Source organism: Pseudomonas sp. CFBP 8772 (assembly GCF_014841665.1).
GTDB classification, from domain to species: Bacteria; Pseudomonadota; Gammaproteobacteria; order Pseudomonadales; family Pseudomonadaceae; genus Aquipseudomonas; species Aquipseudomonas graminis_B.
On the sequence record NZ_JACYUI010000005.1, the window covers coordinates 197682 to 222225 of the forward strand.

The following is a 24544-nucleotide window of genomic DNA, read 5'->3' on the forward strand; positions in this document are numbered from 1 at the left end:
TACCGTCCGCTCCGGGCCCTTGGTTAGAATCCACGCAGCGCAAGCGCCACGACTTGCACATGCATAACAACAAGAAAGGTCAGATATGAATTCGATTTCCCGTCTCGCTGCACTTATTTCCCTCGCCTCCTTGTTCCCTCTGAGCGCCATGGCGGCTGATGCCAAAGGCACGGTTGAAGTGGTGCACTGGTGGACGTCCGGTGGCGAAAAAGCCGCTGTTGATGTGCTCCGCGCGCAAGTTGAAAAAGACGGTTTCACCTGGAAAGACGGCGCTGTCGCAGGCGGCGGTGGTGCAACCGCAATGACCGTGCTCAAAAGCCGCGCCGTTGCTGGCAACCCGCCTGGCGTTGCCCAGATCAAAGGCCCGGACATTCAGGAATGGGCCTCCACTGGCCTGCTTGATACCGACGTGCTGAAAACCGTCTCCAAAGAGGAGAAATGGGACAGCCTGCTGGACAAGAAAGTCTCCGATACCGTGAAGTACGACGGTGATTACGTGGCCGTGCCGGTGAACATCCACCGCGTCAACTGGCTGTGGATCAACCCGGAAATCTTCAAGAAAGCCGGTATCGAAAAAGCCCCTACCACCCTCGAAGAATTCTACGCAGCGGGCGACAAGCTCAAAGCGGCCGGCTTCATCCCTCTGGCCCACGGTGGCCAGCCTTGGCAGGACAGCACTGTTTTTGAAGCCGTCGTTCTGTCCGTCATGGGCGCCGATGGTTACAAGAAGGCACTGGTCGATCTCGACAACGCTGCGCTGACGGGCCCTGAAATGGTCAAGTCGCTGACTGAGCTGAAGAAAGTCGCGACCTACATGGATGCCGACGGCAAAGGCCAGGACTGGAACCTGGAAGCCGCCAAAGTCATCAACGGCAAGGCCGGCATGCAGATCATGGGTGACTGGGCCAAGAGTGAATGGACCGCCGCCAAGAAAGTCGCCGGCAAGGACTACGAGTGCGTAGCGTTCCCGGGCACCGACAAGGCGTTCACCTACAACATCGACTCCCTGGCTGTGTTCAAGCAGAAAGACGCGGGCACTGCTGCCGGTCAGCAGGACATCGCCAAGGTCGTGTTGGGTGAAAACTTCCAGAAAGTCTTCAGCATCAACAAAGGCTCGATCCCTGTTCGCAACGACATGCTGGCTGACATGGGCAAGTACGGTTTCGACTCGTGCGCCCAGACCGCTGCCAAGGACTTCCTGGCTGACGCCAAAACCGGCGGCCTGCAGCCAAGCATGGCGCACAACATGGCCACTACGCTGGCCGTTCAGGGTGCCTTCTTTGACGTCGTGACCAACTTCATCAACGACCCGAAAGCCGATCCGGCCGACGCGGCGAAGAAGCTGGGCGCTGCGATCAAGTCTGCCAAATAAAGGCCAGCGACTAGCGACTAGCGGCAAGCTGCAAGTCTCAAGCTGATCCATGATTGGCTTCTGACTTGCAGCTTGAGGCTTGCGACTTGCGGCCGCTTTCATTTTTTATTGGATTTTCACCATGAGTTCTGTTGCTGTGTTCAGCAAAGCCTCGCCGTTTGATGCACTGCAGCGCTGGCTACCCAAACTGGTGCTGGCGCCCAGCATGTTCATCGTACTGGTGGGCTTCTACGGCTATATCCTGTGGACGTTCGTTCTGTCGTTCACCAACTCGACTTTCCTGCCGACCTACAAATTCGTGGGTCTGGCGCAATACGCGCGGTTGTTCGACAACGACCGCTGGTGGGTAGCGAGCAAAAACCTCGCGGTGTTCGGTGGCATGTTCATCGGCATCAGCATGGTGGTGGGCGTGCTGCTGGCGGTCTTTCTGGACCAGCGCATCCGCCGCGAAGGCTTTATCCGCACCATTTATCTGTACCCGATGGCGCTCTCGATGATCGTCACCGGTACGGCCTGGAAATGGCTGCTCAACCCAGGCATGGGCCTGGACAAACTGTTGCGTGACTGGGGCTGGGAAGGCTTTCGCCTGGACTGGCTGATCGATCCGGACCGTGTTGTGTACTGCCTGGTGATCGCTGCCGTGTGGCAGGCGTCGGGCTTCATCATGGCGATGTTCCTGGCGGGCCTTCGCGGCGTCGACCAGTCGATCATCCGCGCCGCGCAGATCGACGGTGCGAGCATGCCGAAAATCTACTGGAAGGTCGTGCTGCCAAGCCTGCGTCCGGTGTTCTTCAGTGCGGTCATGATTCTGGCGCACATCGCCATCAAGAGCTTCGACCTGGTCGCTGCCATGACGGCCGGTGGCCCGGGCTATTCATCCGACCTGCCGGCAATGTTCATGTACTCGTTCACCTTCAGCCGTGGCCAGATGGGCATGGGTTCGGCCAGCGCGATTCTGATGCTGGGCGCGATTCTCGCCATCCTTGTGCCTTATCTGTATTCCGAGCTGAGGGCCAAGCGCAATGACTAGTCTCGCCAATAAGCCCGCCCTCAGCCTGAGCCGCGTCGCCATTTATGCGGTGCTGATCGTTGCCGTATTGCTTTATCTGGTGCCGCTGGTGGTCATGCTGTTGACCAGCTTCAAATCGCCGGAGGATATCGGTAGCGGCAACCTGCTCAGCTGGCCGACCGAAGTCACCGCAATCGGCTGGATCAAAGCCTGGGCGACGGTAAAAGGTTATTTCTGGAACTCGTTCCTGATCACCGTTCCCGCGGTGCTGATTTCCACCACCATTGGTGCGCTGAACGGCTACGTGCTGTCGATGTGGCGCTTCCGCGGTTCGCAGTTGTTCTTCGGCCTGCTGCTGTTCGGCTGCTTCCTGCCGTTTCAGACCGTCCTGCTGCCTGCGTCTTTCACCCTTGGCAAGATGGGCCTGGCCAATACCACGACGGGGCTGGTGTTCATTCACGTTGTCTACGGTCTGGCGTTCACCACACTGTTCTTCCGCAATTACTACGTCAGCATCCCAGAAGCACTGGTGAAGGCTGCACGTCTTGACGGTGCCGGCTTCTTCACCATCTTCCGTCGGATCATTCTGCCGATGTCGACGCCGATCATCATGGTCTGCCTGATCTGGCAATTCACTCAGATCTGGAACGACTTCCTGTTCGGTGTGGTGTTCTCCAGTGGTGATTCGCAGCCGATCACGGTCGCGCTGAACAACCTGGTCAATACCAGTACGGGCGCCAAGGAATACAACGTTGATATGGCGGCGGCGATGATCGCCGGGCTGCCGACCCTGCTGGTCTACGTGGTCGCAGGCAAGTATTTCGTGCGCGGGCTGACGGCCGGCGCAGTCAAGGGGTAATCATGGCAACGCTTGAACTACGCAATGTAAACAAGACTTACGGGGCCGGTCTGCCGGACACCCTGAAGAACATCGAACTCTCCATCAAAGAAGGCGAGTTCCTGATTCTGGTCGGCCCTTCGGGCTGCGGTAAGTCGACCCTGATGAACTGCATCGCCGGGCTGGAAAACATTACCGGCGGCGCGATCATGATTGGTGATCAGGACGTCAGCGGCATGAGCCCGAAGGATCGCGACATCGCGATGGTGTTCCAGTCCTACGCCCTGTACCCGACCATGAGCGTGCGCGAGAACATCGAATTCGGGCTGAAGATTCGCAAGATGCCTCAGGCTGACATCGATGCGGAAGTGGCGCGGGTTGCCAAGCTGCTGCAGATCGAACACCTGCTCAACCGCAAGCCGGGGCAACTGTCCGGTGGTCAGCAACAACGCGTGGCCATGGGCCGGGCGCTGGCCCGTCGTCCCAAAATCTACCTGTTCGATGAGCCGCTCTCCAACCTCGACGCCAAACTGCGCGTCGAGATGCGGACCGAAATGAAGCTGATGCACCAGCGCCTTAAGACCACTACGGTTTACGTGACCCACGACCAGATCGAAGCAATGACCCTGGGCGACAAAGTGGCGGTCATGAAGGACGGCATCATTCAGCAGTTCGGCACGCCGAAGCAGATCTACAACGATCCGGCCAACCTGTTCGTGGCGAGCTTCATCGGCTCGCCGCCAATGAACTTCATCCCGCTGCGCCTGCAGCGCAAGGACGGTCGCCTCGTCGCACTGCTGGACAGCGGTCAGGCCCGCTGCGAGCTACCGATGAGCATGAACGACGCCGGTCTCGAGGACCGTGAGGTGATTCTGGGCCTGCGTCCCGAGCAGATCGTGCTAGCGTCCGGTGATGCTGCAGGTCTTCTGCCGACGATTCGCGCTGAAGTCCAGGTGACCGAGCCCACTGGCCCGGATACGCTGGTATTCGTTACCCTCAACGAGAGCAAGGTCTGCTGCCGTCTGGCGCCGGATATTGCACCTGCTGTGGGCGAGACCTTGACGCTGCAGTTCGATCCGGCGAAGGTTCTGCTGTTCGACGCGAAAACCGGCGAGCGCCTGGGCGTGCTGGCACCGAGTCAGTCGGTGGAGAGCATGGGAAATGTCACGCGGCTCAACCGCAGCTGATCCCGACGTGCAGGAGCACTGCACAAACGAGCACCTGTGACGGGTGGATGTCTGCTGTACAAAACCCGTCATGCACACGATGTACGTGGTTACAACGCTGTTCAAAAGCTAATAACAATAAAACGAGGATCCAAGGGATGAAAAAGGTACGTAACAAGTCGCTTAACCAGTTTCAGCTGATCGGTGGGTTGTCTGTCCTGAGCGCGTTGACGGTTTCCGGAACGGCGTTTGCAATGGAGCCCTTCAAAGCCAGCGAGCACATGACCGGTGATTGGGGTGGTCTGCGTCAAGAGCTGTACGACAAGGGTTACGACTTCCCGATCGAGTACGTGGGCGAAGCCGCCTCCAACCTCAACGGTGGTTATAACGACGACCGGACGGGCCGCTACAGCGATCAGTTTGCGTTTGGCGTTCAGATGGACCTGCAAAAAATCCTCGGCTGGCACGACGCAGAGTTCAAGCTTGCGATCACCGAGCGTAGTGGCAACAACATCTCCAACGATCGTATCGGTGATCCGCGTGCCGGCACGCTCAGCTCCTCCCAGGAAGTCTGGGGCCGTGGCCAGACCTGGCGTCTGACCCAGATGTGGGTCAAGCAGAAGTACTTCGACGGCAAGCTCGACATCAAGGTCGGCCGTTTCGGCGAAGGCGAAGACTTCAACAGCTTCCCTTGCGACTTCCAGAACCTTTCGTTCTGCGGCTCGCAGGTCGGTAACTACGTCAACACCTGGTACAACTGGCCTGTCAGCCAGTGGGCTGCACGCGTGAAGTACAACATCACGCCTGAGTTGTTCGCCCAGATCGGCGTCTACGAGCAGAACCCTTCGTACCTCGAAACCGGCAACAGCTTCAAACTCAGCGGCAGCGGCTCGAAAGGCACCGTCGTACCGGTTGAAGTGGTGTGGTCGCCAAACGTCAACTCGCTGCCCGGCGAATACCGTCTGGGCTACTACGTGAGCAACCCGAGCGCCGACGATCTCTACGAGAACGAGAACGGTCAGCCTCAGGCAATCGCTGGCGGTGACTTCAAGTCCCACAAAGACAAGCACGGCTGGTGGGTCGTGGCTCAGCAACAGCTGACCGCTCACAACGGCGACGCATCCCGTGGTCTGAGCATTTTCGCCAACGCGACTGTGCATGACAAAGCCACCAACTTCGTCGACAACTACCAGCAGGTCGGCTTCGTCTACAAAGGCCCGTTCGATGCACGTCCGAAGGATGACATCGGTATCGGCGTCGCGCGTATCCACGTCAACGATGATGCCCAGGACAACCGTCGTCTGGTCAACGCCGTCAACGGTATCGAAGACTACGACAACCCAGGCTACCTGCCGATCCAGAAGACCGAATACAACTCGGAAATCTACTACGGTGTGCACGTCACCGACTGGCTGACCGTGCGTCCCAACCTGCAGTACGTGAAGAGCCCGGGCGGTGTGGACGACGTCCAGAACGCACTGGTTGCCGGCATCAAGATTCAATCGAAGTTCTAACTTAAAGCGGACGCTCCTCCGCGCTCCACAAACGATCAAGGGTCGTGTGTGCTTTACGGGCAGCCTGGCTGCCCGTTTTTTTTCCGCTATTTATTCCGCAGCAATGGCTCCGCATTCGGAGCATTTTTTCTCGCGTGACGAGTGACCGCTATCTGGAGCGCTACAACGATGCCCTTCAGGGATCCCGGCTCAACCGAGCATCCTCTCCAGCGTTTCTTCACCTCGGTGCGACCGCAACCGACCTTTCAGTGGGAACGCTACCAACAGCGTGATGTGCTGGTGATCAATCATGCGCAGTGCCAGGCCGTGTTCAGCCGGCAGGGCGCTCAGCTGTTGCATTTCGAACCTGCCGGGCAGAGACCCTGGCTGTGGTGCGCCGCGCACTGGCCTCTGGTCGGCGCGATCCGCGGCGGCGTGCCGGTCAGTTGGCCTTGGGTCGGGCGTCATCCCGGCGAGAGCGGCTGGCCGGCCAATGGCTGGGGTCGGCTGCTTGACTGGAAGCTGGTCGAAAGCCACGAGCACGAGGCGGGCGTGACATTGCGCTGGCAACTCAAGCTGTGGGACTGGCAGGCGGATCTCTACGCCGAGCTCGGCCAGGCGATGGACCTGCGCCTTGAAACGCGGCACGACGACAGCGAGCCTTGTCACTTCGGCCATGGCTTGCACGCCTACTGGCGCATCAGCGATGTGGCGGACGTCGCATTGCGTGGGCTCGACGGTGCCCACGGCTATGACGAACTCAGCCGCAGCGCCTGCGAGCAGCGGGGCGAGCTGCGGGTACAGGGCAGTTGTCAGCGGGTGTTCGAGCACGCCGGCATGCTTGAGTTGCAGGACGACGCCTGGCAGCGGCGTTTGAACATCGACACCGGCGACAGCGACAGCACGGTGGTCTGGCACCCGGGCAACCGACCGTTGCTGGGCGTGGGTGGCGATGAAGCCATGGGTTTTTTGCGGGTCGAGGCGGCGTCAGGTGTGGATGATTGCCTGAGCCTGGCCCCCGGGCAGCACGCCAGTTTGAGCCTGCAGGCCAGTCTGGTTCACTGACCTGTTCCGACGCCTGCCTTGACAGGGTCCCGTCTGTCGATCAGTTCAATTCATCGTCCGCCGGATAACGGCTCGCGTTCAGGCTTTCCTTGATCTTGCGCAGGTGCGGCTGGAAATCGACGCCCCGACGCAGGGTCATGCCGGTCGCCAGCACATCCAGCACCGTCAGCTGGACGATCCGCGAGGTCATCGGCATATAGATGTCGGTGTCTTCCGGCAGCGGAATGTTCAGGCTCAGCGTGCTGGCTTTTGCCAGTGGCGAGTCGGCAGCGGTCAGTCCCAGCACCGACGCGCCATTTTCACGGGCGATGCGCGCCACTTCCACCAGCTCGCGGGTGCGTCCGGTGTAGGAAATGATCACGAACAGCTCGCCGGTGTGGGCCACCGAGGCCAGCATGCGCTGCACCAGCACGTCGGCGTGGGCCGTAACGGCGAGATTGAAACGGAAGAATTTATGCTGCGCGTCCAGTGCCACCGGCGCCGAAGCCCCGAGGCCGAAGAAGTGAATCTGCCGCGCCTGAATCAACAAGTCGACCGCTTTGCTGATCAGGTTGGGGTCAAGCACCTGGCACACGCTGTCGAGGGACGCGATGGCACTGCCGAAAATCTTGCGGGTGTAGGCCTCCGGGTTGTCATCGGCTTCCACCGCGCGGCTGACGTAGGCGGCGCCGCTGGCCAGGCTCTGGGCCAGTTGCAGTTTCAGCTCCGGGTAGCCGCTGACATCGAATGAGCGGCAGAAGCGGTTGACCGTCGGCTCACTGACCTTGGCGGCCTGGGCCAGCGCAGCGATGCTGAACCGGGTGGCCTGCTGCGGATTGCTCAGAATCGCCTCGGCGACCTTGCGCTCGGCCTTGTTCAGCTCTTCCAGACGACTCTGGATCTGCTCCAGAAGATTGCGTACGCGGTCCATTGTTTGTCCTTCTGATGAAACGTCGACAGGCGGGTGAACAGGCCTTTATTTGAAGAGTGGGAATTGGGCCTTTAGCCTGTCGCAAAGGTGGCCTATCGTACTGAGGGCCTGTGGTGATCACCACTCTAATGTGGTTCCAGTGGGAATGTTGTGGTTATTACTACATTCGGCCTTGAGTAACGCCTTTAAAAAAGGTATTTGTAGCTTAACTTGATAAAAGAACCAACATTATGCTCTCGATTACGGTTGAACCGTGCACTTTTGCGTTGTTTGGCGCCTTGGGTGACCTGGCGGTACGCAAACTGTTTCCTGCGTTGTACCAGCTTGATCGAGCTGGACTGCTGCATGCCGAGACCCGAATTATTGCGTTGGCCCGTGAGCCGGGAACTCCTGAGGAGCACCTGGCCTACATTGATAAAAGCCTGCGTCGCTTCGTCCCCGAGGCGCAGCTTGAGACTGAGCACGTGGAGCGTTTTCAGGCCCGCCTGAGTTACCTGCACGTGGACTTCCTCAAGGGCGAAGATTACGTCGCGCTCGCCGAAGCCGTGGGCGACACGCCGACCATGATTGCCTACTTCGCGACGCCGGCGTCGGTCTACGGCGCCATCTGCGAAAACCTCGCGCTGGTCGGCCTTACCGATCGCACCCGGGCGGTGCTGGAAAAACCCATCGGCCATGACCTCGCGTCGTCCCGTCGCGTCAATGACGCCGTTGCCAAGTTCCTGCCTGAAACCCGCATCTACCGGATCGACCATTACCTGGGCAAGGACACGGTGCAGAACCTCATTGCCCTGCGTTTTGCCAACAGCCTGTTCGAGACGCAGTGGAACCAGAACCACATCTCCCATGTGGAAATCACCGTGGCAGAGAAGGTCGGCATCGAAGGGCGTTGGGGCTATTTCGACCAGGCCGGTCAACTGCGCGACATGATCCAGAATCACCTGCTGCAGCTGCTGTGCCTGATCGCGATGGACCCGCCCAGCGACCTGTCGGCCGACAGCATCCGTGACGAGAAGGTGAAAGTGCTCAAGGCACTGGCGCCGTTCACGCCGGAGCGTCTGGCCACCCAGGTGGTGCGCGGTCAATACATCGCCGGTTACAGCGACGGCAAGCCGGTACCGGGTTATCTGGAGGAAGAAAACTCCAACACCCAGAGTGACACTGAGACGTTCGTCGCCATTCGTGCCGACATCCGTAACTGGCGTTGGTCGGGCGTGCCGTTCTATTTGCGGACCGGCAAACGCATGCCGCAGAAGCTGTCGCAGATCGTGATCCACTTCAAAGAGCCGCCGCATTACATCTTTGCGCCGGAGCAGCGCTTGCAGATCAGCAACCGACTGATCATCCGCCTGCAGCCCGATGAAGGCATCTCGCTGCAAGTGATGACCAAGGATCAGGGCCTGGACAAAGGCATGCAGCTGCGCAGCAACCCTTTGCAGCTGAGCTTCTCCGACGCCTACCGCAGCGCCCGTGTGCCGGACGCCTACGAGCGGTTGTTGCTGGAGGTCATGCGTGGCAATCAGAACCTGTTTGTGCGCAAAGACGAAATCGAATACGCCTGGCAATGGTGCGACCAGTTGATCGCTGGCTGGAAAAAGGCGGGCGATGCGCCCAAGCCTTACCCGGCCGGTTCCTGGGGGCCGATGAGCTCCATTGCTCTTATTACGCGTGACGGGAGGTCCTGGTATGGCGATATGTGAACTTGAATTTCCGGCGGGCCTGAAAGCCCACGAATTCGATAGCCCCGAAGTGCTGGCGAACGCGCTGGCTGATCAGGTGGCCGAGCGGCTGACGGCTGCGATTTCCAGCAACCCCCACGGCACGGCCACGTTGGTGGTGTCGGGCGGCAAAAGCCCGGTGGCGTTCTTCAAGGCGCTGGCGCAGAAGCCGCTCGAGTGGTCGAAAGTCTGCGTGAGTCTGGCTGACGAGCGCTGGGTGCCGACCGAGCACGCCGACAGCAACGAAGGCCTGCTCAAGCGTTTTCTGCTTCAGGGCCCGGCGGCCGAGGCGGGGTTCTTCAGCCTGTACCGTGCGACCACCACAGTGGATGAGGCCGCAGCTGCAACGGACGAGGCGCTCAAGGCGCTGCCGAAGATCGACGTGCTGATTCTGGGCATGGGTGACGACGGGCATACCGCGTCGCTGTTCCCCGACAGCCCGCATCTGAAGGAAGCGCTGGACCTCAACAGCGACCGTCGTTGCCTGCCAATGCTCGCACCGACCGTTCCTCATCAGCGCCTGACCCTGACGCGTCCGGTGCTGGCGTGCGCAGCGACCACCATCCTGTCCGTCTCCGGTCAGGCCAAACTCGACACATTGCGCGCGGCACTGGCAGGCGATGACCTTGCCGAAATGCCGGTACGCGCGTTCCTCAACCCGTCCCTAGAGATCTACTGGTGCCCATAAGCAAAGGATCAGCCGCCATGGAAAATACCCAAGTGAAACAGCCGTTGAATAGCATGGCGAGCAAGATTGCCCAGATCGACGCACTCTGCGCGAAAGCAAAGATTCTGCCGGTCATTACCATCGCCCGCGAACAGGATGTCCTGCCGCTGGCCGATGCCCTGGCCGCGGGTGGCCTGAACGCGCTGGAAATCACCCTGCGCTCGGAATTCGGCCTCAAAGCCATCCGCATGCTGCGTGATGCGCGGCCTGAGCTGAGCGTTGGCGCCGGCACCATTCTCGACCGCCACATGCTCAAGGCGGCGGAGGAGGCGGGTTCACAGTTCATCGTCACCCCGGGCAGCACTCAGGATCTGCTGGAAGCTGCCGCACTGAGCGAATTGCCGCTGCTGCCAGGCATCAGCAGCGCTTCGGAAATCATGATCGGTTACGCGCTGGGTTATCGTCGCTTCAAGCTGTTTCCGGCGGAAATCAGTGGCGGTGTCGGTGCAATCAAGGCACTGGGCGGTCCATTCCCGGAAGTGCGTTTCTGCCCCACCGGCGGTGTCAGTGCGGCCAACCTGAAAAACTACATGGCGCTGCCCAACGTGATGTGCGTCGGCGGCACCTGGATGATCGATAACGCGTGGGTGAAGAACGGCGACTGGCAGCGGATTACCGACGCCACTGCCGAAGCCATCGCGTTGTTCGACTGAGTCTGGATTCGCCGGTTCAGGCGCACGTTTGGACAGCCCCCGTTCAACTGGGGGCTGGTCTACTGCTGAGCATGATCCGTTTATAGCGTCCCGCGGGGCGTTGCTGCAGAAGTCGTTGTTGCATGGCTTTTTTACGGTGTTCCTTGGTCGGGAACGCCGTTTTTTTTTGCGTCGTTTACACGCAATACATATGTACCGCACAGGCAGCGGCGGGAGCGCTTATCTTTGCCGCTCCTTTGTAGTTCGTTTCTCGATGGATTTACGGCGCCTTCGTCATGAAGGCGCCGTCTTTTTTCCACGATCCTGTCAGGGGCGTTGATCCCGGTGCAGCCTATAGAGCAGGGCTCACGCCAATGCGCGAAGTGCCGCGACCAGCTGTTCAACGTCCTTTGCCGATGTGGTAAATCCCGGCGTGATGCGAATGCACGTCCCGCAGGCCGAGCCTTCCCGCGTTACTGCAAAAATGCCGTGCTCATCGAGCAGGCGCTTGACCATGAGTTCCTGATCTGCGTGACGGCTGAACCGAAATGACGTGATCCCGCAATACAGTCGCGGGTCGTCCGGCGTCAGCACCTCGATGCCTTCGATACTGAGCGCCTGAGTGACCCACAGGTCTCGCAGATACGCCAAACGTGCACCCTTGGCCGGTGCGCCCCCCATGGCGCGATGCTCTGCGAACACTTTGGGCAGGGTCATCAGGGCGGGGATGTTTGGCGTCCCGTAAGGCACGCGCCCGAGGATGTCGTCCGCACCGTAGCGCTCGTCTGCCATGTCGGGGTCGATGGCGCTCAGGCGTTCCTGCTTCACGTAAATAAAGCCCAGGCTCAGCGGCGCGCCTATCCATTTCTGCAGGTTGAAGCCGGCGAACGACACGCCAAGGTCAGCAAGCTCGAAATCCAGCAGGCCCAAGGCATGAGCGCCATCCAGAATGACTTCGATGCCGTGGGCCTTGGCCAGCTCGGCGATGGCCTTCACCGGCATCACCAGCCCGGTTCGGTGGGTGACGTACGTCAGCGCCACCAGTTTGAGCCGTGGGTGTGCAGCAAACGCCTCGCGGTAGGTCTGCAGCAGCCCTTCGTGGCTCGCGGGATGCTGGTGAGTGACTTCGATCACCTCAACGCCACGGTTCTTCGCCAGCCAGCGCATGCCGGTCTGGACGCTGTTGTAATCCAGGTCGCTGACCAGGACCTGGTCGCCTGCCACAAGGCCGTTGTAGTTGCGAATCAGCGCTTGCACCGACTCCGACGCGGAGCGGGTGAGGGCCACTTCGCGGGCCGGCACGTTCAGCAGATCGGCGAGGTCGGCGCGGATGATCTCGCTGTCTTCGGTATCGAACTTCTGCCGCACGTAGACCGAGTTGCTGCGATTGACGTACGCCAGGTTCTGCTCGTAATCCTTGAGTGCTGCGCGGGTCATGCGGCCGAAATAGCCGTATTCGAAATTCACCGGCCCCGGTTCGACGTCGAACTGCGCCGCGACCTGCTGCCAGAACGCTTCGTCCCGAGCCTGTTCATCCGCCCATTCCGTTATTGCGCATGCAGTGCTGTTCATCCGGCGGCTCGCTTTTATCAATGGATGTTTAGTTGAAGCGTATGGGTGTTTTCGACGGGCCCGGGCGCAGCGGTTCGCGAGGGCGGGTGCGCAGAGGATCCAGCAGCGCCGACAGGCCGTTGTGATCAATCTCGTGCATCAGTGCCAGCAGGCTGCCCAACTCCCCTGCCGGGAAACCCTTTCGAGCAAACCAGTTCAGGTAATCGCCCGGCAGGTCCGCCAGCAGTCTCCCCTGATACTTGCCGAACGGCATTTCGCGAGTCACCAACAGTTTGAGTCTTTCCGGGTTCATCCAAAAGCCGCTTATCCGTTCGAGTGAACTCAGACGATACGTGCATTCTGCAACTACGCAAACACACAGATCATGCAGAAAGCGCGGATGAACTGTCCCTTGATATTCATAAGCTATTGAAAAATAACACTATTTATTATCGGCAAAATCTGGCACGCACAGTGCAATATTCCTTCTATCGAGTGTTTCGTTAACCAGACCTTTGATAAACCTGCCAAAAAGGAACCGCAAAATGTCGGATATCAACAAAGAAGCCATCTCTATCCTGAATGACTTGATCGAGACCAGCATTGACGGTGAGAAAGGTTTTCACACTGCTGCTGAAGACGCCAAGAACCCGGAAATCAAGGCCTACCTGCTCTCCCGTTCTTCTGGCTGCAAGACGTCGGTTGCCGAGCTTCAAGCTGAAGTACGTGCACTGGGCGGCGATCCAGAAGATTCCTCCAGCATCGCTGGCGGCGCACACCGCCTGTGGGTCAACCTGAAAAGCGCGTTGAGCGGCAAGAACGACGAAGCGGTCCTGAACGAAGTCGAAAGCGGTGAAGACCACGCGCTGAAGGCTTACAAAAAGGCTGCCCAGGAAGCTACCGAGAAGAACTTGCCAGTTAACGTCACTACCCTGATCCAGCGTCAGCTGCAGGGCGTGCAAGCGAACCACGACAAGGTTAAAGCCCTGCGTGACACCGTTCGTGCTGCCAACAAGTAATTCGCGGTAACGTCGAAAAACGCCAGCCAGTCTGGCGTTTTTTTATGCCTGCGATTCGGCAGAGGGCGCTACATAGGGTTCGAATTCCACGCGGTTCCTGCCTAGTTTCTTGGCCCGGTACAGGGCCCGGTCCGCGGCGTGAAACAGCGGCTCGGGCAGATCGTGGGTCGCCGGCAGGTGCGTGGCCACGCCGATGCTGACGGTGATGGGCACTGTGTCCTCGGCAAAAAGCGGAAGTGCTTCTATCGCCAGACGCAGCTTTTCCGCGATCACACAGGCACCTGCCTTGTCGGTTTCCGGGAGCACCACCATGAACTCCTCACCGCCATAGCGCGCGGCGAGGTCACCCGGCCTGCGGATGCTGGCGGTCAGGGTCTGGGCAACGCTGCGTAATGCGACGTCGCCACCATGATGCCCGTGTCGATCGTTGAAGGCCTTGAAGTGATCCACATCAATCATCAGGAGTGCCAAAGGCCTTTCCGAACGCATGCCCCGCGCCCATTCCTGCTTGAGCACCTGATCCAGCCTGCGCCGGTTTGCCAGGCCGGTCAGCCCATCTGTGGACGCCAGCCCGGCCAGTTCACGCTCGCGTTCTGGCGCAGGCGCAGTTGGCGGCCCAACAGCCAGGACAGCGAGAGGATCCCGAGGCACAGCAAACCGGTCGCGCTTGCCACCAGCAGCGCGTTGCGTTTCCACAGCGCGTAGACGTCGTCCCGGGATTGAGCGACCACGACGATCAATGGCAAGTCACCCACCCGTGAGAAGGTGTAAAGCCGCTGAGCACCGTCGAGTTCGGATATCGCCGCAAAGCTGCCGTTGACCTCCCTCAGAATGCGTTTGAAGTTGGGCCGCATGCTGAAGTTCTGGCCGATGAAGGTCCGGTTGTTGTCGTCGGGTTGCCGGGCGAGCATCACGCCATCCGCACTGAGCAGGTTGACGGTGCTGGTGGGACCGATGTCCAGCGTGCGAAACAGTTGATCGAAGTACGACAGGCGCATTGATGCACTGGCAATGCCGACGAACTGGCCGTTGTCGGAGGGGAGACGGCGACTGAAACTGATGCACAGGTCCTTGAAGCCCCAGCGCGACAGGAAGGGCCCGTCGACCACCAGCGCCAGCGAGCCGCTGTCCCGGTGTTTCTGAAAGCCTGGCCGGTCTGAGAAGTTGTCCAGCCGAGGCGTCAGCGAGGTGGAGTCGGCGACGATGCGCCCGGTGTCATCCAGCAGCACCACATCGCCCTTGAAGGGCGCCGCCGTGGCCCGGTCGAAGAGCACCAGCTGGCGCAATTCCGGAGAGATCGTCATGACATCGGGCCGTCGCCAGGCCGCGATCAGGCCCAATAGGGAGGTGTCATACAGCTCGGCATTGCGCTGCACGTCAGCGTCGATCAACTGCACCACATTGTTTGCCGAGCGCACAGCGGCTTCGTTGGCCGTCCCCAGCTCCCGAAACAACAACCAGGTCACGATGGCGAGTATGGCGGCCACCGCCACGGCGCTGCCCAGCATCAGCATCTTCTCGGAACCGGATCTGATCCCTCGTGAGAATGGAGGCTTGGCTGTCAGTGGCATCGATCATCTCTGACGGGGAAATGGAGGCGTCGTGCGGCGGTAGGGCTTATTCGCCTTCGTCAAACTTGTTGTTGATCAGTTCCACCAGCCCCGCCAGCGCCGCATCGGCTTCTTCACCTTCGGTGGCCAGATGGATCAGGGTGCCCTTACCGGCAGCCAGCATCATGACGGCCATGATGCTTTTGCCATCGACCATGGTTTCCGGGGTGCGGCCGACCCTGATCTGACACGGGTACTTGCCGGCAACACCCACGAACTTGGCGGCGGCCCGGGCGTGCAGACCCAGCTTGTTGATGATGGTGATTTCTAGAGCGGGCATCGCGATGGAGGTCCTTTCAGCTTAGGTCGCGGTGGCGGACCTGAACATTCTTGAGCGATTGCTGCAGGACCTGACCCAGACGTTCGGTCAGGTAGACGGAGCGGTGGTGTCCGCCGGTGCAGCCAATGGCAATAGTGACGTAGGCGCGATTGCTGGCGGCAAAGCGCGGCAACCACTTATTGAGATACGAGAAGATGTCCTGGAACATTTCTTCGACGTCGGGTTGTGCTGCGAGGTACTCGGCAACCGGCTTGTCGAGGCCCGACTGCTCGCGCAGTTCGGGTTTCCAGTACGGGTTGGGCAGGCAGCGCACGTCGAACACCAGGTCGGCGTCCACGGGCATGCCACGCTTGAAGCCGAAGGATTCGATGAGGAAGGCAGTGCCCGGTTCGGGTTTGTTCAGCAGGCGCAATTTGAGAATGTCGCGCAGCTGATAGAGATTCAGGTGCGTAGTGTCGACCGTCAGATCAGCCAGATCGATGATCGGGCCGAGCAGGGTCTTCTCGTCACGAATGGCTTCGGCCAGCGAGCGCGTTGCCGTGCTCAACGGATGACGGCGACGGGTCTCGGAAAAACGCTTGAGCAGGGTAGGTTCATCTGCATCGAGGAACAGCACGTCGCACTGGATGTGGCGGGCGCGTACCTCGGCGAGCATGCGTGGGAATCGGGTCAGGTGACTGGGCAGGTTGCGCGCGTCAATCGAGACCGCCAGTAAAGGCTCGGCCAATTCGGTGTTGATCAGTGCGCGCTCGGCCAGCTCCGGGAGCAGGCCGGCGGGCAAATTGTCGACGCAGTAGAAACCGCTGTCTTCAAGGACGTCGAGGGCCGTGCTCTTGCCGGAGCCGGAGCGGCCGCTGACGATGATCATGCGCATGATCAGTGACCGTTCTGGACGTCGAGCACGACGCTGTAAAGCTCTTCGTCGGTTTTGGCGGCGCGCAGGCGCTTACGCACATCGTCACGGTCGAGCATGCTGGCGATCTGGCGCAGCAGTTCCAGGTGAGCATCGGTGGCCGCTTCCGGGACCAGCAGCACAAACAGCAGGTCAACCGGCGCGCCGTCGATGGCGTCGAAATCGATGGGTTTCTCGAGATGCAGCACAGCGCTGACAGGCGTTGTACAGCCCTTCAGGCGGCAGTGGGGAATGGCGATGCCATTACCGAAACCGGTGGAGCCGAGTTTTTCACGGGCAATAAGGCTTTCAAACACCACCTGTTCATCAAGATCGGGCACTTGCTTGCCGATCATGCTGGCGATGTTTTGGAGTACGGCTTTTTTGCTGCCGCCTGGCACGTTCACGAGTGAACGGCCAGGGGTCAGAATATTTTCAAGTCGGATCATGAGTGGGGAGTGTCAGCGAGCAGTCGCGCCTTGCAGCAGACTTTGCTGTTTTTCCTTATGTTTTTTGAGTTGGCGGTCAAGCTTGTCGGCAAGCAGGTCAATGGCTGCGTACATGTCGTCGTGTTCGGCGTTGGCAACCACTTCAGCGCCAGGAACGTGCAAGGTGGCTTCGATCTTCTGCTTGAGCTTCTCGACCTCCATCGTGACCTGCACATTCGTGATCTTGTCAAAGTGGCGTTCCAGTCGGGCGAGCTTCTCGCCGATGTAGGTACGCAGAGGTTCGGTCACTTCCAGCTGGTGTCCACTGATGTTGACTTGCATACAGCTTCTCCTTCGTTGCCAGTGCATTAAGAGGCAGGCGTAATGCCTGCCACTGGAACACTTTGACGTGTGACCTTTACATCAGTCGCTTGCGTTCGCTGGACGGCGAGATCCCAAGGGATTCACGGTACTTGGCGACTGTGCGACGGGCCACTTGAATGCCTTGTGCTTCCAGTAAACCAGCGATCTTGCTGTCACTCAACGGCTTTTTCTGATTTTCCGCAGCGACCAGTTTTTTGATGATCGCGCGAATCGCCGTGGACGAGCATTCGCCGCCTTCCGAGGTGCTGACGTGGCTGGAAAAGAAATATTTGAGTTCGTAGATCCCGCGTGGGGTGTGCATGAATTTCTGCGTGGTGACCCGGGAAATCGTCGATTCGTGCATGCCGACGGCCTCAGCGATGTCATGCAGAACCAGCGGCTTCATGGCCTCGTCGCCGTACTCGAGGAAGCCGCGCTGGTGTTCAACGATTTGCGTCGCCACCTTCATCAGCGTCTCGTTACGGCTTTGCAGGCTCTTGATGAACCAGCGCGCTTCCTGCAGCTGATTGCGCATGAACGTATTGTCGGCGCTGGTATCGGCACGACGCACGAACCCCGCGTACTGCGGATTGACCCGCAGGCGCGGCACGGATTCCTGGTTCAGCTCCACCAGCCAGCGCTCGTTGTCCTTGCGCACGATGACGTCAGGCACAACGTATTCGGCTTCACTGGACTCGATCTGCGAGCCGGGGCGCGGGTTGAGGCTCTGGACCAGTTCAATGACCTGCCGCAGGTCGTCTTCCTTGAGCTTCATGCGGCGCATCAGCTGCGCGTAGTCGCGGCTGCCCAACAGATCGATGTAGTCGCTGACCAGCTTCTGCGCTTCCGCCAGCCACCTGGTTTTGGCCGGCAACTGACGGAGCTGCAGCAGCAGGCATTCGCTCAGGTTGCGAGCGCCGATGCCCGCAGGCTCGAACTGCTGGATGCGGTGCAGAACGGCTTCGATTTCGTCCAGCTCGATATCGAGCTCAGGATCGAAAGCGTCGAGCAATTCTTCCAGTGTTTCGTCGAGGTAGCCCTGGTTGTTGATGCAGTCGATCAGCGTCACGGCGATCAGGCGATCGGTGTCCGACATCGGCGCGAGGTTGAGCTGCCAGAGCAGGTGGCTTTGCAGGCTTTCGCCAACGGAGGTGCGGGTGGTGAAATCCCACTCGTCATCGTCATTGCTGGGCAGGCTGCTGGCGCTGGTCTGATAGACGTCTTCCCACGCGGTGTCGACAGGCAACTCGTTGGGGATGCGCTCGTTCCAGTCGCCCTCATCCAGATTGTCGACGGTAGGCGCCGATTCCTGGTAGGTGGGTTCCTGAACATCAGCGTTGGGCTTTTGCTCTACGTTATCCGCCAAGGGGTCGGCGTTGTCGAAATCGTCGCCTTCCTCCTGCCGTTCCAGCATCGGGTTCGACTCCAGCGCCTCCTGAATCTCCTGTTGGAGATCCAGCGTCGACAACTGAAGCAAGCGGATTGCCTGTTGCAGCTGAGGCGTCATCGTCAGCTGCTGGCCCATTCTCAAGACTAGCGAAGGTTTCATGGCAGGGCTTAACACCTTATTCGCCGGCGCACTGCGCGCCATTTACTACCAGGGCGCCGAGGGCGCCAACTTAAGCAAATTATATGCCTGAAGCTGGAGGGTTTGCCTAGAGTGTGATGACAATTAAAAAACGAGGTCGGCGATAGGGCGCGTTGCGGCGTACCGCACAACCTCGTGTCATCACTGCGGTTACAGGCGGAACTCGTGACCCAGATACACTTCCTTGACCAATTGGTTGGCCAGGATGGATTCGGCGTCGCCTTCGGCAATTAGCTGCCCATCGTTGACGATGTAGGCGGTTTCGCAGATATCCAGCGTTTCACGCACGTTGTGGTCGGTGATCAGCACGCCGATCCCTTTGGCCTTGAGGTGGTGAATGATCTGCTTGATGTCGCCTACGGAAATAGGGTCAACACCGGCAAAAGGTTCGTCGAGCAGAATGAATTTCGGCGAAGTGGCGAGGGCGCGTGCGATTTCCACGCGGCGACGTTCACCGCCCGACAGGCTCATGCCCAGGTTGTCGCGAATGTGGGTGATGTGGAATTCCTGAAGCAGGCTTTCCAGCTCCTTGCGACGGGCAGTGCGATCGAGCTCCTTGCGGGTCTCCAGAATCGCCATGATGTTGTCCGAGACGGAGAGCTTGCGGAAGATCGACGCTTCCTGTGGCAGGTAGCCAATACCGGCGCGTGCGCGGCCGTGCATCGGCTGGTGGCTGACGTCCTGGTCGTCGATCAGGACGCGACCCTGATCCGCCTGAACCAGGCCGACGATCATGTAGAAGCAGGTGGTCTTGCCGGCGCCGTTGGGGCCGAGCAGGCCGACGATCTGGCCGCTCTCGATGGACAGGCTGACGTCACGTACGACCTGGCGGCTTTTATAGGCCTTAGCCAGATGTTGGGCTTTCAGCGTTGCCATTACTGGGCCTTCTGCTGGTCGGTTTTCTTTTTCGGCTGGATGACCATGTCGATACGAGGGCGTGGGGCGGTGACCTTGGTGCCATTGGCACGACCGGCGTTCACGACCTGCTTGACGGTGTCATAGACGATTTTCTCGCCTTCGGACGTGTTGCCGTCGTTGACTACTTTGGCCTTGTCGATCAGCACGATGCGGTTCTGAGCCGCGAAGTACTGGATGGTGACGCCCCAAGCCTGAACGATCGGTTTGTCCACCGATGGCTTCTGCTCGTAATAGGCCAGGTTGCCCACGGACGTGAACACGTCCACGTCGCCTTGCGGTGTCCGGGTGATGGTCACGGTGTTGCCGGTGATCTTCATCGTGCCCTGGGTGATGATGACATTGCCCTTGTAAGTGGCGATGCCTTGCTTGTCGTCCAGTTGCGCGTCATCCGACTGGATGTGGATGGGTTGATCGCGATCCGTCGGCAGAGACCAGGCGCTCGCGCTTCCCAGTGCTGCGCCCAGGCCGAGCAAAAAAGGAAGGGTTTTAACGAGCCTCATACTGTCCTCTTACGTTGGATAGCAGGTTCATCCTGCTTTCTTTCAGATACGCTTTCATACCCTTGCCGGTCGTTACACCGCCAAGGCCGTCGATTCTAACGGGTTGGGCAGTCTCCGCATATTGCTTCTGCGGGAATACAGTCATGCGGCTGCTGGTGATGATGGTGGTGCGGTTCTTTTCATCGGTGCGGTTGATGCGCACCGAGTCGATCAGCTCGACGTGATCACCCCCCGGCGACACTTCGGCGCGAACGCTCTGTACGTGCCACGGGAAGGTCGAACCTCGATACATCTGCAGCACCGGCGTGGTCATCAGGGTGACGTCGGTGGCTTTCAAGTGCTCGACCTTGTCGGCGGTCATGTCGTACTGCATGGTTCCGTCGGGCAGGTACTGAATGCTGTGGGCGTTGGTCGCGTAGTAATCGACAGCGCTTTCATCCACGGCAGCCTTGGGTTGATCGAGGAAGCTTTCCGGACTGATGTTCCAGTAGCCGACCGCTGCCAGCAGCAATGCCAGCACACCGAACAGCAGAAACGAACGAAACTTTTTGCTCAGCATAAATGCACTTCTATAGGTAGGCGGCATGAGCCGCTTCGAGGTTGCCCTGAGCCTTCAAGATCAACTCGCAGAATTCGCGGGCAGCGCCTTCGCCGCCACGTGCCTGGGTAATGCCATCGGCATGCTCGCGGACAAAGCTGGCAGCATTGGCAACGGCCATGCCCAGGCCGACCCGGCGAATGACCGGCAGATCAGGCAGATCGTCACCCAGATACGCGACCTGCTCGTAGCTTAGATTCAGTTGCTGCAAAAGCTCGTCGAGGACCACGAGTTTGTCTTCGCGGCCCTGATAAAGGTGCGCGATGCCGAGGTTCTTCGCTCGCCGCTCAACCACCGGGGTCTTGCGCCCGCTGATGATGGCAGTGGTCACGCCCGAGTTGATGAGCATCTTGATGCCCTGGCCGTCGAGGGTGTTGAACGTCTTGAACTCGCTGCCGTCTTCGAGGAAATACAGGCGCCCATCGGTGAGTACGCCATCGACGTCGAAGATCGCCAGTTTGATGTTCTTGCCGCGTTGCATCAGGTCATTCATATCGGCGCTCATTTACATGACGCCTGCGCGAAGCAGGTCTTGAAGGTTGAACGCGCCAACCGGGCGGTTGTTCTCGTCGACCACAATAAGTGCGCCGATCTTGTTGTCTTCCATGATTTTCAAAGCTTCGGCCGCGAGCATTTCCGGCCGTACAGTCTTGCCATGGACGGTCATCACTTCATCAATGGTGGCCAGGCGTATGTCGATCGGGCGATCCAGTGTGCGACGCAAGTCACCGTCCGTGAAGATACCGGCAAGGCGTCCGTCGCTCTCGAGGATGGCGGTCATGCCCAGCCCCTTGCGGGTCATTTCCATCAGCGAATCGCGAAGCGGCGTGCCCCGCGCAACCTGCGGCAGGTTGGCGCCAGTGTGCATCACATGCTCGACCTTCAACAGCAGCCGACGACCCAGCGCACCGCCCGGGTGGGAGAAGGCGAAGTCTTCGGCGGTGAAGCCTCTGGCGTCCAGCAGTGCAACGGCCAGGGCGTCGCCCATGACCAGCGCCGCCGTGGTGGAGGAGGTGGGCGCCAGATTCAGCGGGCAGGCTTCTTTTTCGACCCGCGCACTAAGGTTGACGTCGGCGGCTTTGGCCAGCGTTGAGTCCGGGTTGCCAGTAAGGCTGATCATCTTGATGCCCAGACGCTTGATCAGCGGCAGCAACGTGACGATCTCGGCCGTCGTGCCCGAGTTGGACAGGGCCAGAATGATGTCGGCGCTGGTGATCATGCCCATGTCGCCGTGGCTGGCCTCGGCCGGGTGCACGAAAAACGAGGGAGTGCCGGTGCTGGCGAGGGTCGCGGCGATCTTCTTGCCGATATGGCCCGACTTGCCCATGCCGACCACGACCACGCGGCCCTGACTGCCCAGGATCATGTCGCATGCGCTGATGAAATCGGCATTGATATGCGCAAGCAGACCTTCCACGGCTTCTATTTCAAGGCGGATGGTGCTCTGTGCCGATTCAATCAGATTGCGCGCATTGGACATATCGGAAGGGGTCGCTTGGTCAAAAGCCGGGGATTATAGCGGCAATGTTCAAAAGCCTCACGCTTCATCGTTGCTGTTTGTTTAATGAAAGGACACGTCCTTCAGCAACTGCGTGATAAAGGCTGGCGATGGGTACGAAAATTCCACACCGTCCTTAATACCCTTCTTTGTTTGCGACTTGACACGTTGAAGCTTGGGCGGCGTGCGAGAGCGGTGGTATAGTCCGCCGCTTGTTCGGCCCCTCCAAAAGTGTGTCGTTCGTCAAGAACGCGGCATCTGAGAGACAGGTTGCATCGCAAGGAGTTTAGATGAGTGCCGATAACGCCTACGCGGTCGAGCTGAAGGGCGTTTCCTTCAAGCGCGGTGCGCGCAGCATCTTCAATAATGTGGACATCAGCATCCCCCGGGGCAAAGTCACCGGCATCATGGGGCCGTCCGGCAGTGGTAAAACCACCCTGCTGCGATTGATGGGAGCACAACTGCGTCCCAGCGCTGGCGAAGTCTGGGTCAATGGCCAGAATCTGCCCAAGCTTTCGCGCAGCGATCTTTTCGACGCGCGCAAGCAGATGGGCGTGCTCTTTCAGAGCGGCGCACTGTTCACCGACCTCGACGTTTTCGAAAACGTGGCGTTTCCGCTGCGGGTTCACACCAAACTGCCTGAAGACATGATCCGCGACATCGTCCTGCTGAAGCTGCAGGCGGTCGGGCTTCGTGGGGCCGTTGATCTGATGCCCGACGAGCTGTCGGGTGGCATGAAGCGTCGTGTTGCGCTGGCGCGTGCCATCGCGCTGGATCCCCAGATCCTCATGTACGACGAACCCTTCGTAGGCCAGGACCCTATCGCCATGGGCGTGCTGGTACGGCTGATCAGGCTGCTGAATGACGCGCTGGGTATCACCAGTATCGTGGTGTCCCACGACCTCGCCGAGACCGCGAGCATCGCCGACTATCTCTATGTCGTCGGTGACGGTCAGGTGCTGGGGCAGGGCACACCGCAGGAACTGATGGAGTCGGATAACCCTCGTATACGTCAGTTCATGACGGGCGATCCCGACGGGCCGGTGCCTTTCCATTATCCGGCACCGGATTATCGCGACGATCTTTTGGGGAAGCGCTGATGCGCAGAAAGTCTTTAATGGATCGCGTACGCCTGATGGGGCGTTCGGCGATCGATATAGTTGCAGTGCTGGGTCGTTCAGGGATTTTTCTGGTTCATGCGTTGCTCGGGCGTGGCGGAATCGGCGGCGGCTTTCAGCTGCTGCTGCGTCAGCTGCACTCGGTAGGCGTCATGTCTCTGGCCATTATTGTCGTGTCCGGCGTGTTCATCGGCATGGTGCTGGCGCTGCAAGGCTTCAGCATTCTCGCCAAGTACGGCTCCGAGCAGGCGGTGGGGCAGATGGTTGCCCTGACGCTGCTGCGTGAACTCGGTCCGGTCGTTACCGCTCTATTGTTCGCCGGTCGTGCAGGCTCTGCGCTCACCGCTGAAATCGGCAACATGAAATCCACCGAGCAGCTTTCCAGCCTCGAGATGATTGGCGTTGACCCTCTCAAATACATCGTCGCGCCGCGTCTCTGGGCAGGCTTCATCTCGCTGCCGGTGCTGGCGCTGATCTTCAGCGTGGTTGGCATCTGGGGTGGTTCGTGGGTGGCGGTCGACTGGCTGGGCGTTTACGAAGGCTCCTTCTGGGCCAACATGCAGAACAGCGTTTCGTTTACCGATGATGTACTCAACGGTGTCATCAAGAGCGTCGTGTTCGCTTTTGTCGTCACCTGGATTGCCGTGTTTCAGGGCTATGACTGCGAGCCGACGTCCGAAGGGATCAGTCGCGCCACGACCAAGACCGTGGTCTACGCGTCATTGGCCGTACTGGGCCTGGACTTTATTATGACCGCCTTGATGTTTGGAGACTTCTGATGCAAAACCGCACCCTCGAAACCGGTGTAGGCCTGTTTCTGCTGGCCGGTATCCTGGCTTTGCTCCTGCTCGCCCTGCGCGTCAGCGGTCTGAGTGCCAGCGCCAACACCGACACTTATAAACTTTACGCAAATTTCGACAATATCGCCGGTTTGACTGTCAGAGCGAAAGTGACCATGGCCGGTGTGAACATTGGCAAGGTCACTGCAATCGATCTGGATCACGATACCTTCACCGGTCGTGTGACGATGGAAGTGAACAAACGGGTCAATAACCTGCCTTCGGATTCCACCGCTTCCATTCTGACCGCGGGCCTGCTGGGTGAAAAATACATCGGCATCAGTGTCGGTGGTGATGACCAGCTGTTGAAAGACGGCGGCACCATCCATGACACCCAGTCCTCGTTGGTACTCGAAGACCTGATCGGTAAATTCCTGCTCAATTCAGTGGGCAAAGACGCCAAATGAGGAGT

At 59.5% G+C, this 24544-nt stretch carries 26 protein-coding genes and 1 pseudogene; 13 read left to right on the forward strand and 14 right to left on the reverse strand.

Annotated elements, in window-relative coordinates:
- Positions 1 to 85 precede the first annotated feature (85 nt).
- The 6 genes from IFT99_RS12865 (at position 86) to IFT99_RS12890 (ending at position 6943) form a co-directional block, all read left to right on the forward strand.
- A complete protein-coding gene (locus tag IFT99_RS12865) occupies positions 86 to 1372 on the forward strand; it encodes an ABC transporter substrate-binding protein (protein ID WP_192132698.1) in 1287 nt (428 codons plus the stop codon).
- 121 nt (positions 1373 to 1493) lie between these two features.
- Positions 1494 to 2402, forward strand: a complete 909-nt coding sequence (locus IFT99_RS12870) for a carbohydrate ABC transporter permease (RefSeq protein ID WP_037014845.1) — start codon at positions 1494 to 1496, stop codon at positions 2400 to 2402.
- A complete protein-coding gene (locus IFT99_RS12875; RefSeq protein ID WP_192132700.1) occupies positions 2395 to 3240 on the forward strand; it encodes a carbohydrate ABC transporter permease in 846 nt (281 codons plus the stop codon). The genes IFT99_RS12870 and IFT99_RS12875 overlap by 8 nt, the downstream gene beginning before the upstream one ends.
- 2 nt (positions 3241 to 3242) lie before the next feature.
- The gene (locus IFT99_RS12880; protein ID WP_192132702.1) at positions 3243 to 4406 is read left to right on the forward strand and encodes an ABC transporter ATP-binding protein; all 1164 of its coding nucleotides are present in this window, start codon (positions 3243 to 3245) and stop codon (positions 4404 to 4406) included.
- Positions 4407 to 4543: 137 nt separating this feature from the next.
- Entirely contained in the window at positions 4544 to 5899 is a 1356-nt protein-coding gene (locus IFT99_RS12885; RefSeq protein WP_065992048.1) for a carbohydrate porin, read from the forward strand.
- A gap of 168 nt (positions 5900 to 6067) precedes the next feature.
- Entirely contained in the window at positions 6068 to 6943 is an 876-nt protein-coding gene (locus IFT99_RS12890) for an aldose epimerase family protein (protein WP_065992050.1), read from the forward strand.
- Between the two features lie 40 nt (positions 6944 to 6983).
- Here the strand turns inward: IFT99_RS12890 and IFT99_RS12895 are convergent, their stop codons facing one another.
- Entirely contained in the window at positions 6984 to 7853 is an 870-nt protein-coding gene (locus IFT99_RS12895; RefSeq protein WP_065992054.1) for a MurR/RpiR family transcriptional regulator, read from the reverse strand.
- 230 nt (positions 7854 to 8083) lie between these two features.
- Here IFT99_RS12895 and zwf point away from each other — a divergent pair, with 230 nt between their 5' ends.
- The 3 genes from zwf to IFT99_RS12910 are packed head-to-tail and all read left to right on the forward strand — an operon-like array spanning position 8084 to position 10951.
- Positions 8084 to 9553 (forward strand): glucose-6-phosphate dehydrogenase, encoded by a 1470-nt coding sequence (gene zwf, locus IFT99_RS12900; protein ID WP_192132704.1) that lies wholly within the window; start codon positions 8084 to 8086, stop codon positions 9551 to 9553.
- Positions 9540 to 10259, forward strand: coding sequence for a 6-phosphogluconolactonase (gene pgl / locus IFT99_RS12905; protein ID WP_192132706.1), 720 nt, complete (start codon positions 9540 to 9542; stop codon positions 10257 to 10259). Before zwf ends, pgl begins: the two co-directional genes overlap by 14 nt.
- A gap of 17 nt (positions 10260 to 10276) precedes the next feature.
- Positions 10277 to 10951 (forward strand): bifunctional 4-hydroxy-2-oxoglutarate aldolase/2-dehydro-3-deoxy-phosphogluconate aldolase, encoded by a 675-nt coding sequence (locus IFT99_RS12910; protein ID WP_065992060.1) that lies wholly within the window; start codon positions 10277 to 10279, stop codon positions 10949 to 10951.
- 345 nt (positions 10952 to 11296) lie between these two features.
- Here the strand turns inward: IFT99_RS12910 and IFT99_RS12915 are convergent, their stop codons facing one another.
- A complete protein-coding gene (locus IFT99_RS12915) occupies positions 11297 to 12502 on the reverse strand; it encodes an aminotransferase class V-fold PLP-dependent enzyme (RefSeq protein WP_192132708.1) in 1206 nt (401 codons plus the stop codon).
- 28 nt (positions 12503 to 12530) lie between these two features.
- Positions 12531 to 12794 carry a DUF3820 family protein gene (locus IFT99_RS12920; RefSeq protein ID WP_192132709.1) on the reverse strand — a complete coding sequence of 88 codons (264 nt, stop codon included), beginning with the start codon at positions 12792 to 12794 and terminating at the stop codon, positions 12531 to 12533.
- A 232-nt stretch (positions 12795 to 13026) separates the two neighbouring features.
- Here IFT99_RS12920 and IFT99_RS12925 point away from each other — a divergent pair, with 232 nt between their 5' ends.
- On the forward strand, positions 13027 to 13500 hold the full coding sequence (locus IFT99_RS12925; RefSeq protein ID WP_192132711.1) for a PA2169 family four-helix-bundle protein: 474 nt from the start codon (positions 13027 to 13029) through the stop codon (positions 13498 to 13500).
- A 42-nt stretch (positions 13501 to 13542) separates the two neighbouring features.
- Here IFT99_RS12925 and IFT99_RS12930 read toward each other — a convergent pair.
- From IFT99_RS12930 to IFT99_RS12980, 11 genes and pseudogenes are all read right to left on the reverse strand, one after another.
- Positions 13543 to 15014, reverse strand: a pseudogene (locus IFT99_RS12930) (diguanylate cyclase).
- A gap of 103 nt (positions 15015 to 15117) precedes the next feature.
- Entirely contained in the window at positions 15118 to 15390 is a 273-nt protein-coding gene (locus tag IFT99_RS12935; protein ID WP_065992070.1) for an HPr family phosphocarrier protein, read from the reverse strand.
- A 16-nt stretch (positions 15391 to 15406) separates the two neighbouring features.
- Entirely contained in the window at positions 15407 to 16264 is an 858-nt protein-coding gene (rapZ, locus tag IFT99_RS12940; RefSeq protein ID WP_065992073.1) for an RNase adapter RapZ, read from the reverse strand.
- A gap of 2 nt (positions 16265 to 16266) precedes the next feature.
- Complete coding sequence (gene ptsN, locus IFT99_RS12945) at positions 16267 to 16731, reverse strand: PTS IIA-like nitrogen regulatory protein PtsN (protein WP_065992075.1); 465 nt, start codon at positions 16729 to 16731, stop codon at positions 16267 to 16269.
- A gap of 12 nt (positions 16732 to 16743) precedes the next feature.
- Entirely contained in the window at positions 16744 to 17052 is a 309-nt protein-coding gene (gene hpf, locus IFT99_RS12950; protein ID WP_037014798.1) for a ribosome hibernation-promoting factor, HPF/YfiA family, read from the reverse strand.
- Positions 17053 to 17128: 76 nt separating this feature from the next.
- A complete protein-coding gene (locus IFT99_RS12955) occupies positions 17129 to 18622 on the reverse strand; it encodes an RNA polymerase factor sigma-54 (RefSeq protein WP_065992077.1) in 1494 nt (497 codons plus the stop codon).
- 189 nt (positions 18623 to 18811) lie between these two features.
- Positions 18812 to 19537: an LPS export ABC transporter ATP-binding protein gene (gene lptB / locus IFT99_RS12960; RefSeq protein WP_065992079.1), complete on the reverse strand. Its 726-nt coding sequence runs from the start codon at positions 19535 to 19537 to the stop codon at positions 18812 to 18814.
- Positions 19537 to 20079, reverse strand: a complete 543-nt coding sequence (gene lptA, locus IFT99_RS12965; protein ID WP_037014791.1) for a lipopolysaccharide transport periplasmic protein LptA — start codon at positions 20077 to 20079, stop codon at positions 19537 to 19539. Before lptA ends, lptB begins: the two co-directional genes overlap by 1 nt.
- Entirely contained in the window at positions 20066 to 20638 is a 573-nt protein-coding gene (gene lptC / locus IFT99_RS12970) for an LPS export ABC transporter periplasmic protein LptC (protein ID WP_192132713.1), read from the reverse strand. Before lptC ends, lptA begins: the two co-directional genes overlap by 14 nt.
- A gap of 10 nt (positions 20639 to 20648) precedes the next feature.
- A complete protein-coding gene (kdsC, locus tag IFT99_RS12975) occupies positions 20649 to 21182 on the reverse strand; it encodes a 3-deoxy-manno-octulosonate-8-phosphatase KdsC (protein WP_065992081.1) in 534 nt (177 codons plus the stop codon).
- On the reverse strand, positions 21183 to 22157 hold the full coding sequence (locus tag IFT99_RS12980) for a KpsF/GutQ family sugar-phosphate isomerase (protein ID WP_192132715.1): 975 nt from the start codon (positions 22155 to 22157) through the stop codon (positions 21183 to 21185).
- 308 nt (positions 22158 to 22465) lie between these two features.
- Between IFT99_RS12980 and IFT99_RS12985 the strand changes: the two genes are divergently transcribed.
- From IFT99_RS12985 to mlaD, 3 genes are read left to right on the forward strand one after another with little or no spacing between them, the layout of a single operon-like run.
- On the forward strand, positions 22466 to 23275 hold the full coding sequence (locus IFT99_RS12985) for an ATP-binding cassette domain-containing protein (RefSeq protein WP_065992087.1): 810 nt from the start codon (positions 22466 to 22468) through the stop codon (positions 23273 to 23275).
- Positions 23275 to 24072 (forward strand): lipid asymmetry maintenance ABC transporter permease subunit MlaE, encoded by a 798-nt coding sequence (mlaE, locus tag IFT99_RS12990; protein WP_192132717.1) that lies wholly within the window; start codon positions 23275 to 23277, stop codon positions 24070 to 24072. Before IFT99_RS12985 ends, mlaE begins: the two co-directional genes overlap by 1 nt.
- On the forward strand, positions 24072 to 24539 hold the full coding sequence (gene mlaD, locus IFT99_RS12995) for an outer membrane lipid asymmetry maintenance protein MlaD (RefSeq protein WP_065992091.1): 468 nt from the start codon (positions 24072 to 24074) through the stop codon (positions 24537 to 24539). Before mlaE ends, mlaD begins: the two co-directional genes overlap by 1 nt.
- The last annotated feature ends 5 nt before the right edge of the window (positions 24540 to 24544 follow it).

Coding starts and splice junctions, on each gene's coding strand:
- IFT99_RS12865 (WP_192132698.1), top strand. CDS start 86: ATGAATTCGATTTCCCGTCTCGCTGCACTTATTTCCCTCGCCTCCTTG.
- IFT99_RS12870 (WP_037014845.1), top strand. CDS start 1,494: ATGAGTTCTGTTGCTGTGTTCAGCAAAGCCTCGCCGTTTGATGCACTG.
- IFT99_RS12875 (WP_192132700.1), top strand. CDS start 2,395: ATGACTAGTCTCGCCAATAAGCCCGCCCTCAGCCTGAGCCGCGTCGCC.
- IFT99_RS12880 (WP_192132702.1), top strand. CDS start 3,243: ATGGCAACGCTTGAACTACGCAATGTAAACAAGACTTACGGGGCCGGT.
- IFT99_RS12885 (WP_065992048.1), top strand. CDS start 4,544: ATGAAAAAGGTACGTAACAAGTCGCTTAACCAGTTTCAGCTGATCGGT.
- IFT99_RS12890 (WP_065992050.1), top strand. CDS start 6,068: ATGCCCTTCAGGGATCCCGGCTCAACCGAGCATCCTCTCCAGCGTTTC.
- IFT99_RS12895 (WP_065992054.1), bottom strand. CDS start 7,853: ATGGACCGCGTACGCAATCTTCTGGAGCAGATCCAGAGTCGTCTGGAA.
- zwf (WP_192132704.1), top strand. CDS start 8,084: ATGCTCTCGATTACGGTTGAACCGTGCACTTTTGCGTTGTTTGGCGCC.
- pgl (WP_192132706.1), top strand. CDS start 9,540: ATGGCGATATGTGAACTTGAATTTCCGGCGGGCCTGAAAGCCCACGAA.
- IFT99_RS12910 (WP_065992060.1), top strand. CDS start 10,277: ATGGAAAATACCCAAGTGAAACAGCCGTTGAATAGCATGGCGAGCAAG.
- IFT99_RS12915 (WP_192132708.1), bottom strand. CDS start 12,502: ATGAACAGCACTGCATGCGCAATAACGGAATGGGCGGATGAACAGGCT.
- IFT99_RS12920 (WP_192132709.1), bottom strand. CDS start 12,794: ATGAACCCGGAAAGACTCAAACTGTTGGTGACTCGCGAAATGCCGTTC.
- IFT99_RS12925 (WP_192132711.1), top strand. CDS start 13,027: ATGTCGGATATCAACAAAGAAGCCATCTCTATCCTGAATGACTTGATC.
- IFT99_RS12935 (WP_065992070.1), bottom strand. CDS start 15,390: ATGCCCGCTCTAGAAATCACCATCATCAACAAGCTGGGTCTGCACGCC.
- rapZ (WP_065992073.1), bottom strand. CDS start 16,264: ATGCGCATGATCATCGTCAGCGGCCGCTCCGGCTCCGGCAAGAGCACG.
- ptsN (WP_065992075.1), bottom strand. CDS start 16,731: ATGATCCGACTTGAAAATATTCTGACCCCTGGCCGTTCACTCGTGAAC.
- hpf (WP_037014798.1), bottom strand. CDS start 17,052: ATGCAAGTCAACATCAGTGGACACCAGCTGGAAGTGACCGAACCTCTG.
- IFT99_RS12955 (WP_065992077.1), bottom strand. CDS start 18,622: ATGAAACCTTCGCTAGTCTTGAGAATGGGCCAGCAGCTGACGATGACG.
- lptB (WP_065992079.1), bottom strand. CDS start 19,537: ATGGCAACGCTGAAAGCCCAACATCTGGCTAAGGCCTATAAAAGCCGC.
- lptA (WP_037014791.1), bottom strand. CDS start 20,079: ATGAGGCTCGTTAAAACCCTTCCTTTTTTGCTCGGCCTGGGCGCAGCA.
- lptC (WP_192132713.1), bottom strand. CDS start 20,638: ATGCTGAGCAAAAAGTTTCGTTCGTTTCTGCTGTTCGGTGTGCTGGCA.
- kdsC (WP_065992081.1), bottom strand. CDS start 21,182: ATGAGCGCCGATATGAATGACCTGATGCAACGCGGCAAGAACATCAAA.
- IFT99_RS12980 (WP_192132715.1), bottom strand. CDS start 22,157: ATGTCCAATGCGCGCAATCTGATTGAATCGGCACAGAGCACCATCCGC.
- IFT99_RS12985 (WP_065992087.1), top strand. CDS start 22,466: ATGAGTGCCGATAACGCCTACGCGGTCGAGCTGAAGGGCGTTTCCTTC.
- mlaE (WP_192132717.1), top strand. CDS start 23,275: ATGCGCAGAAAGTCTTTAATGGATCGCGTACGCCTGATGGGGCGTTCG.
- mlaD (WP_065992091.1), top strand. CDS start 24,072: ATGCAAAACCGCACCCTCGAAACCGGTGTAGGCCTGTTTCTGCTGGCC.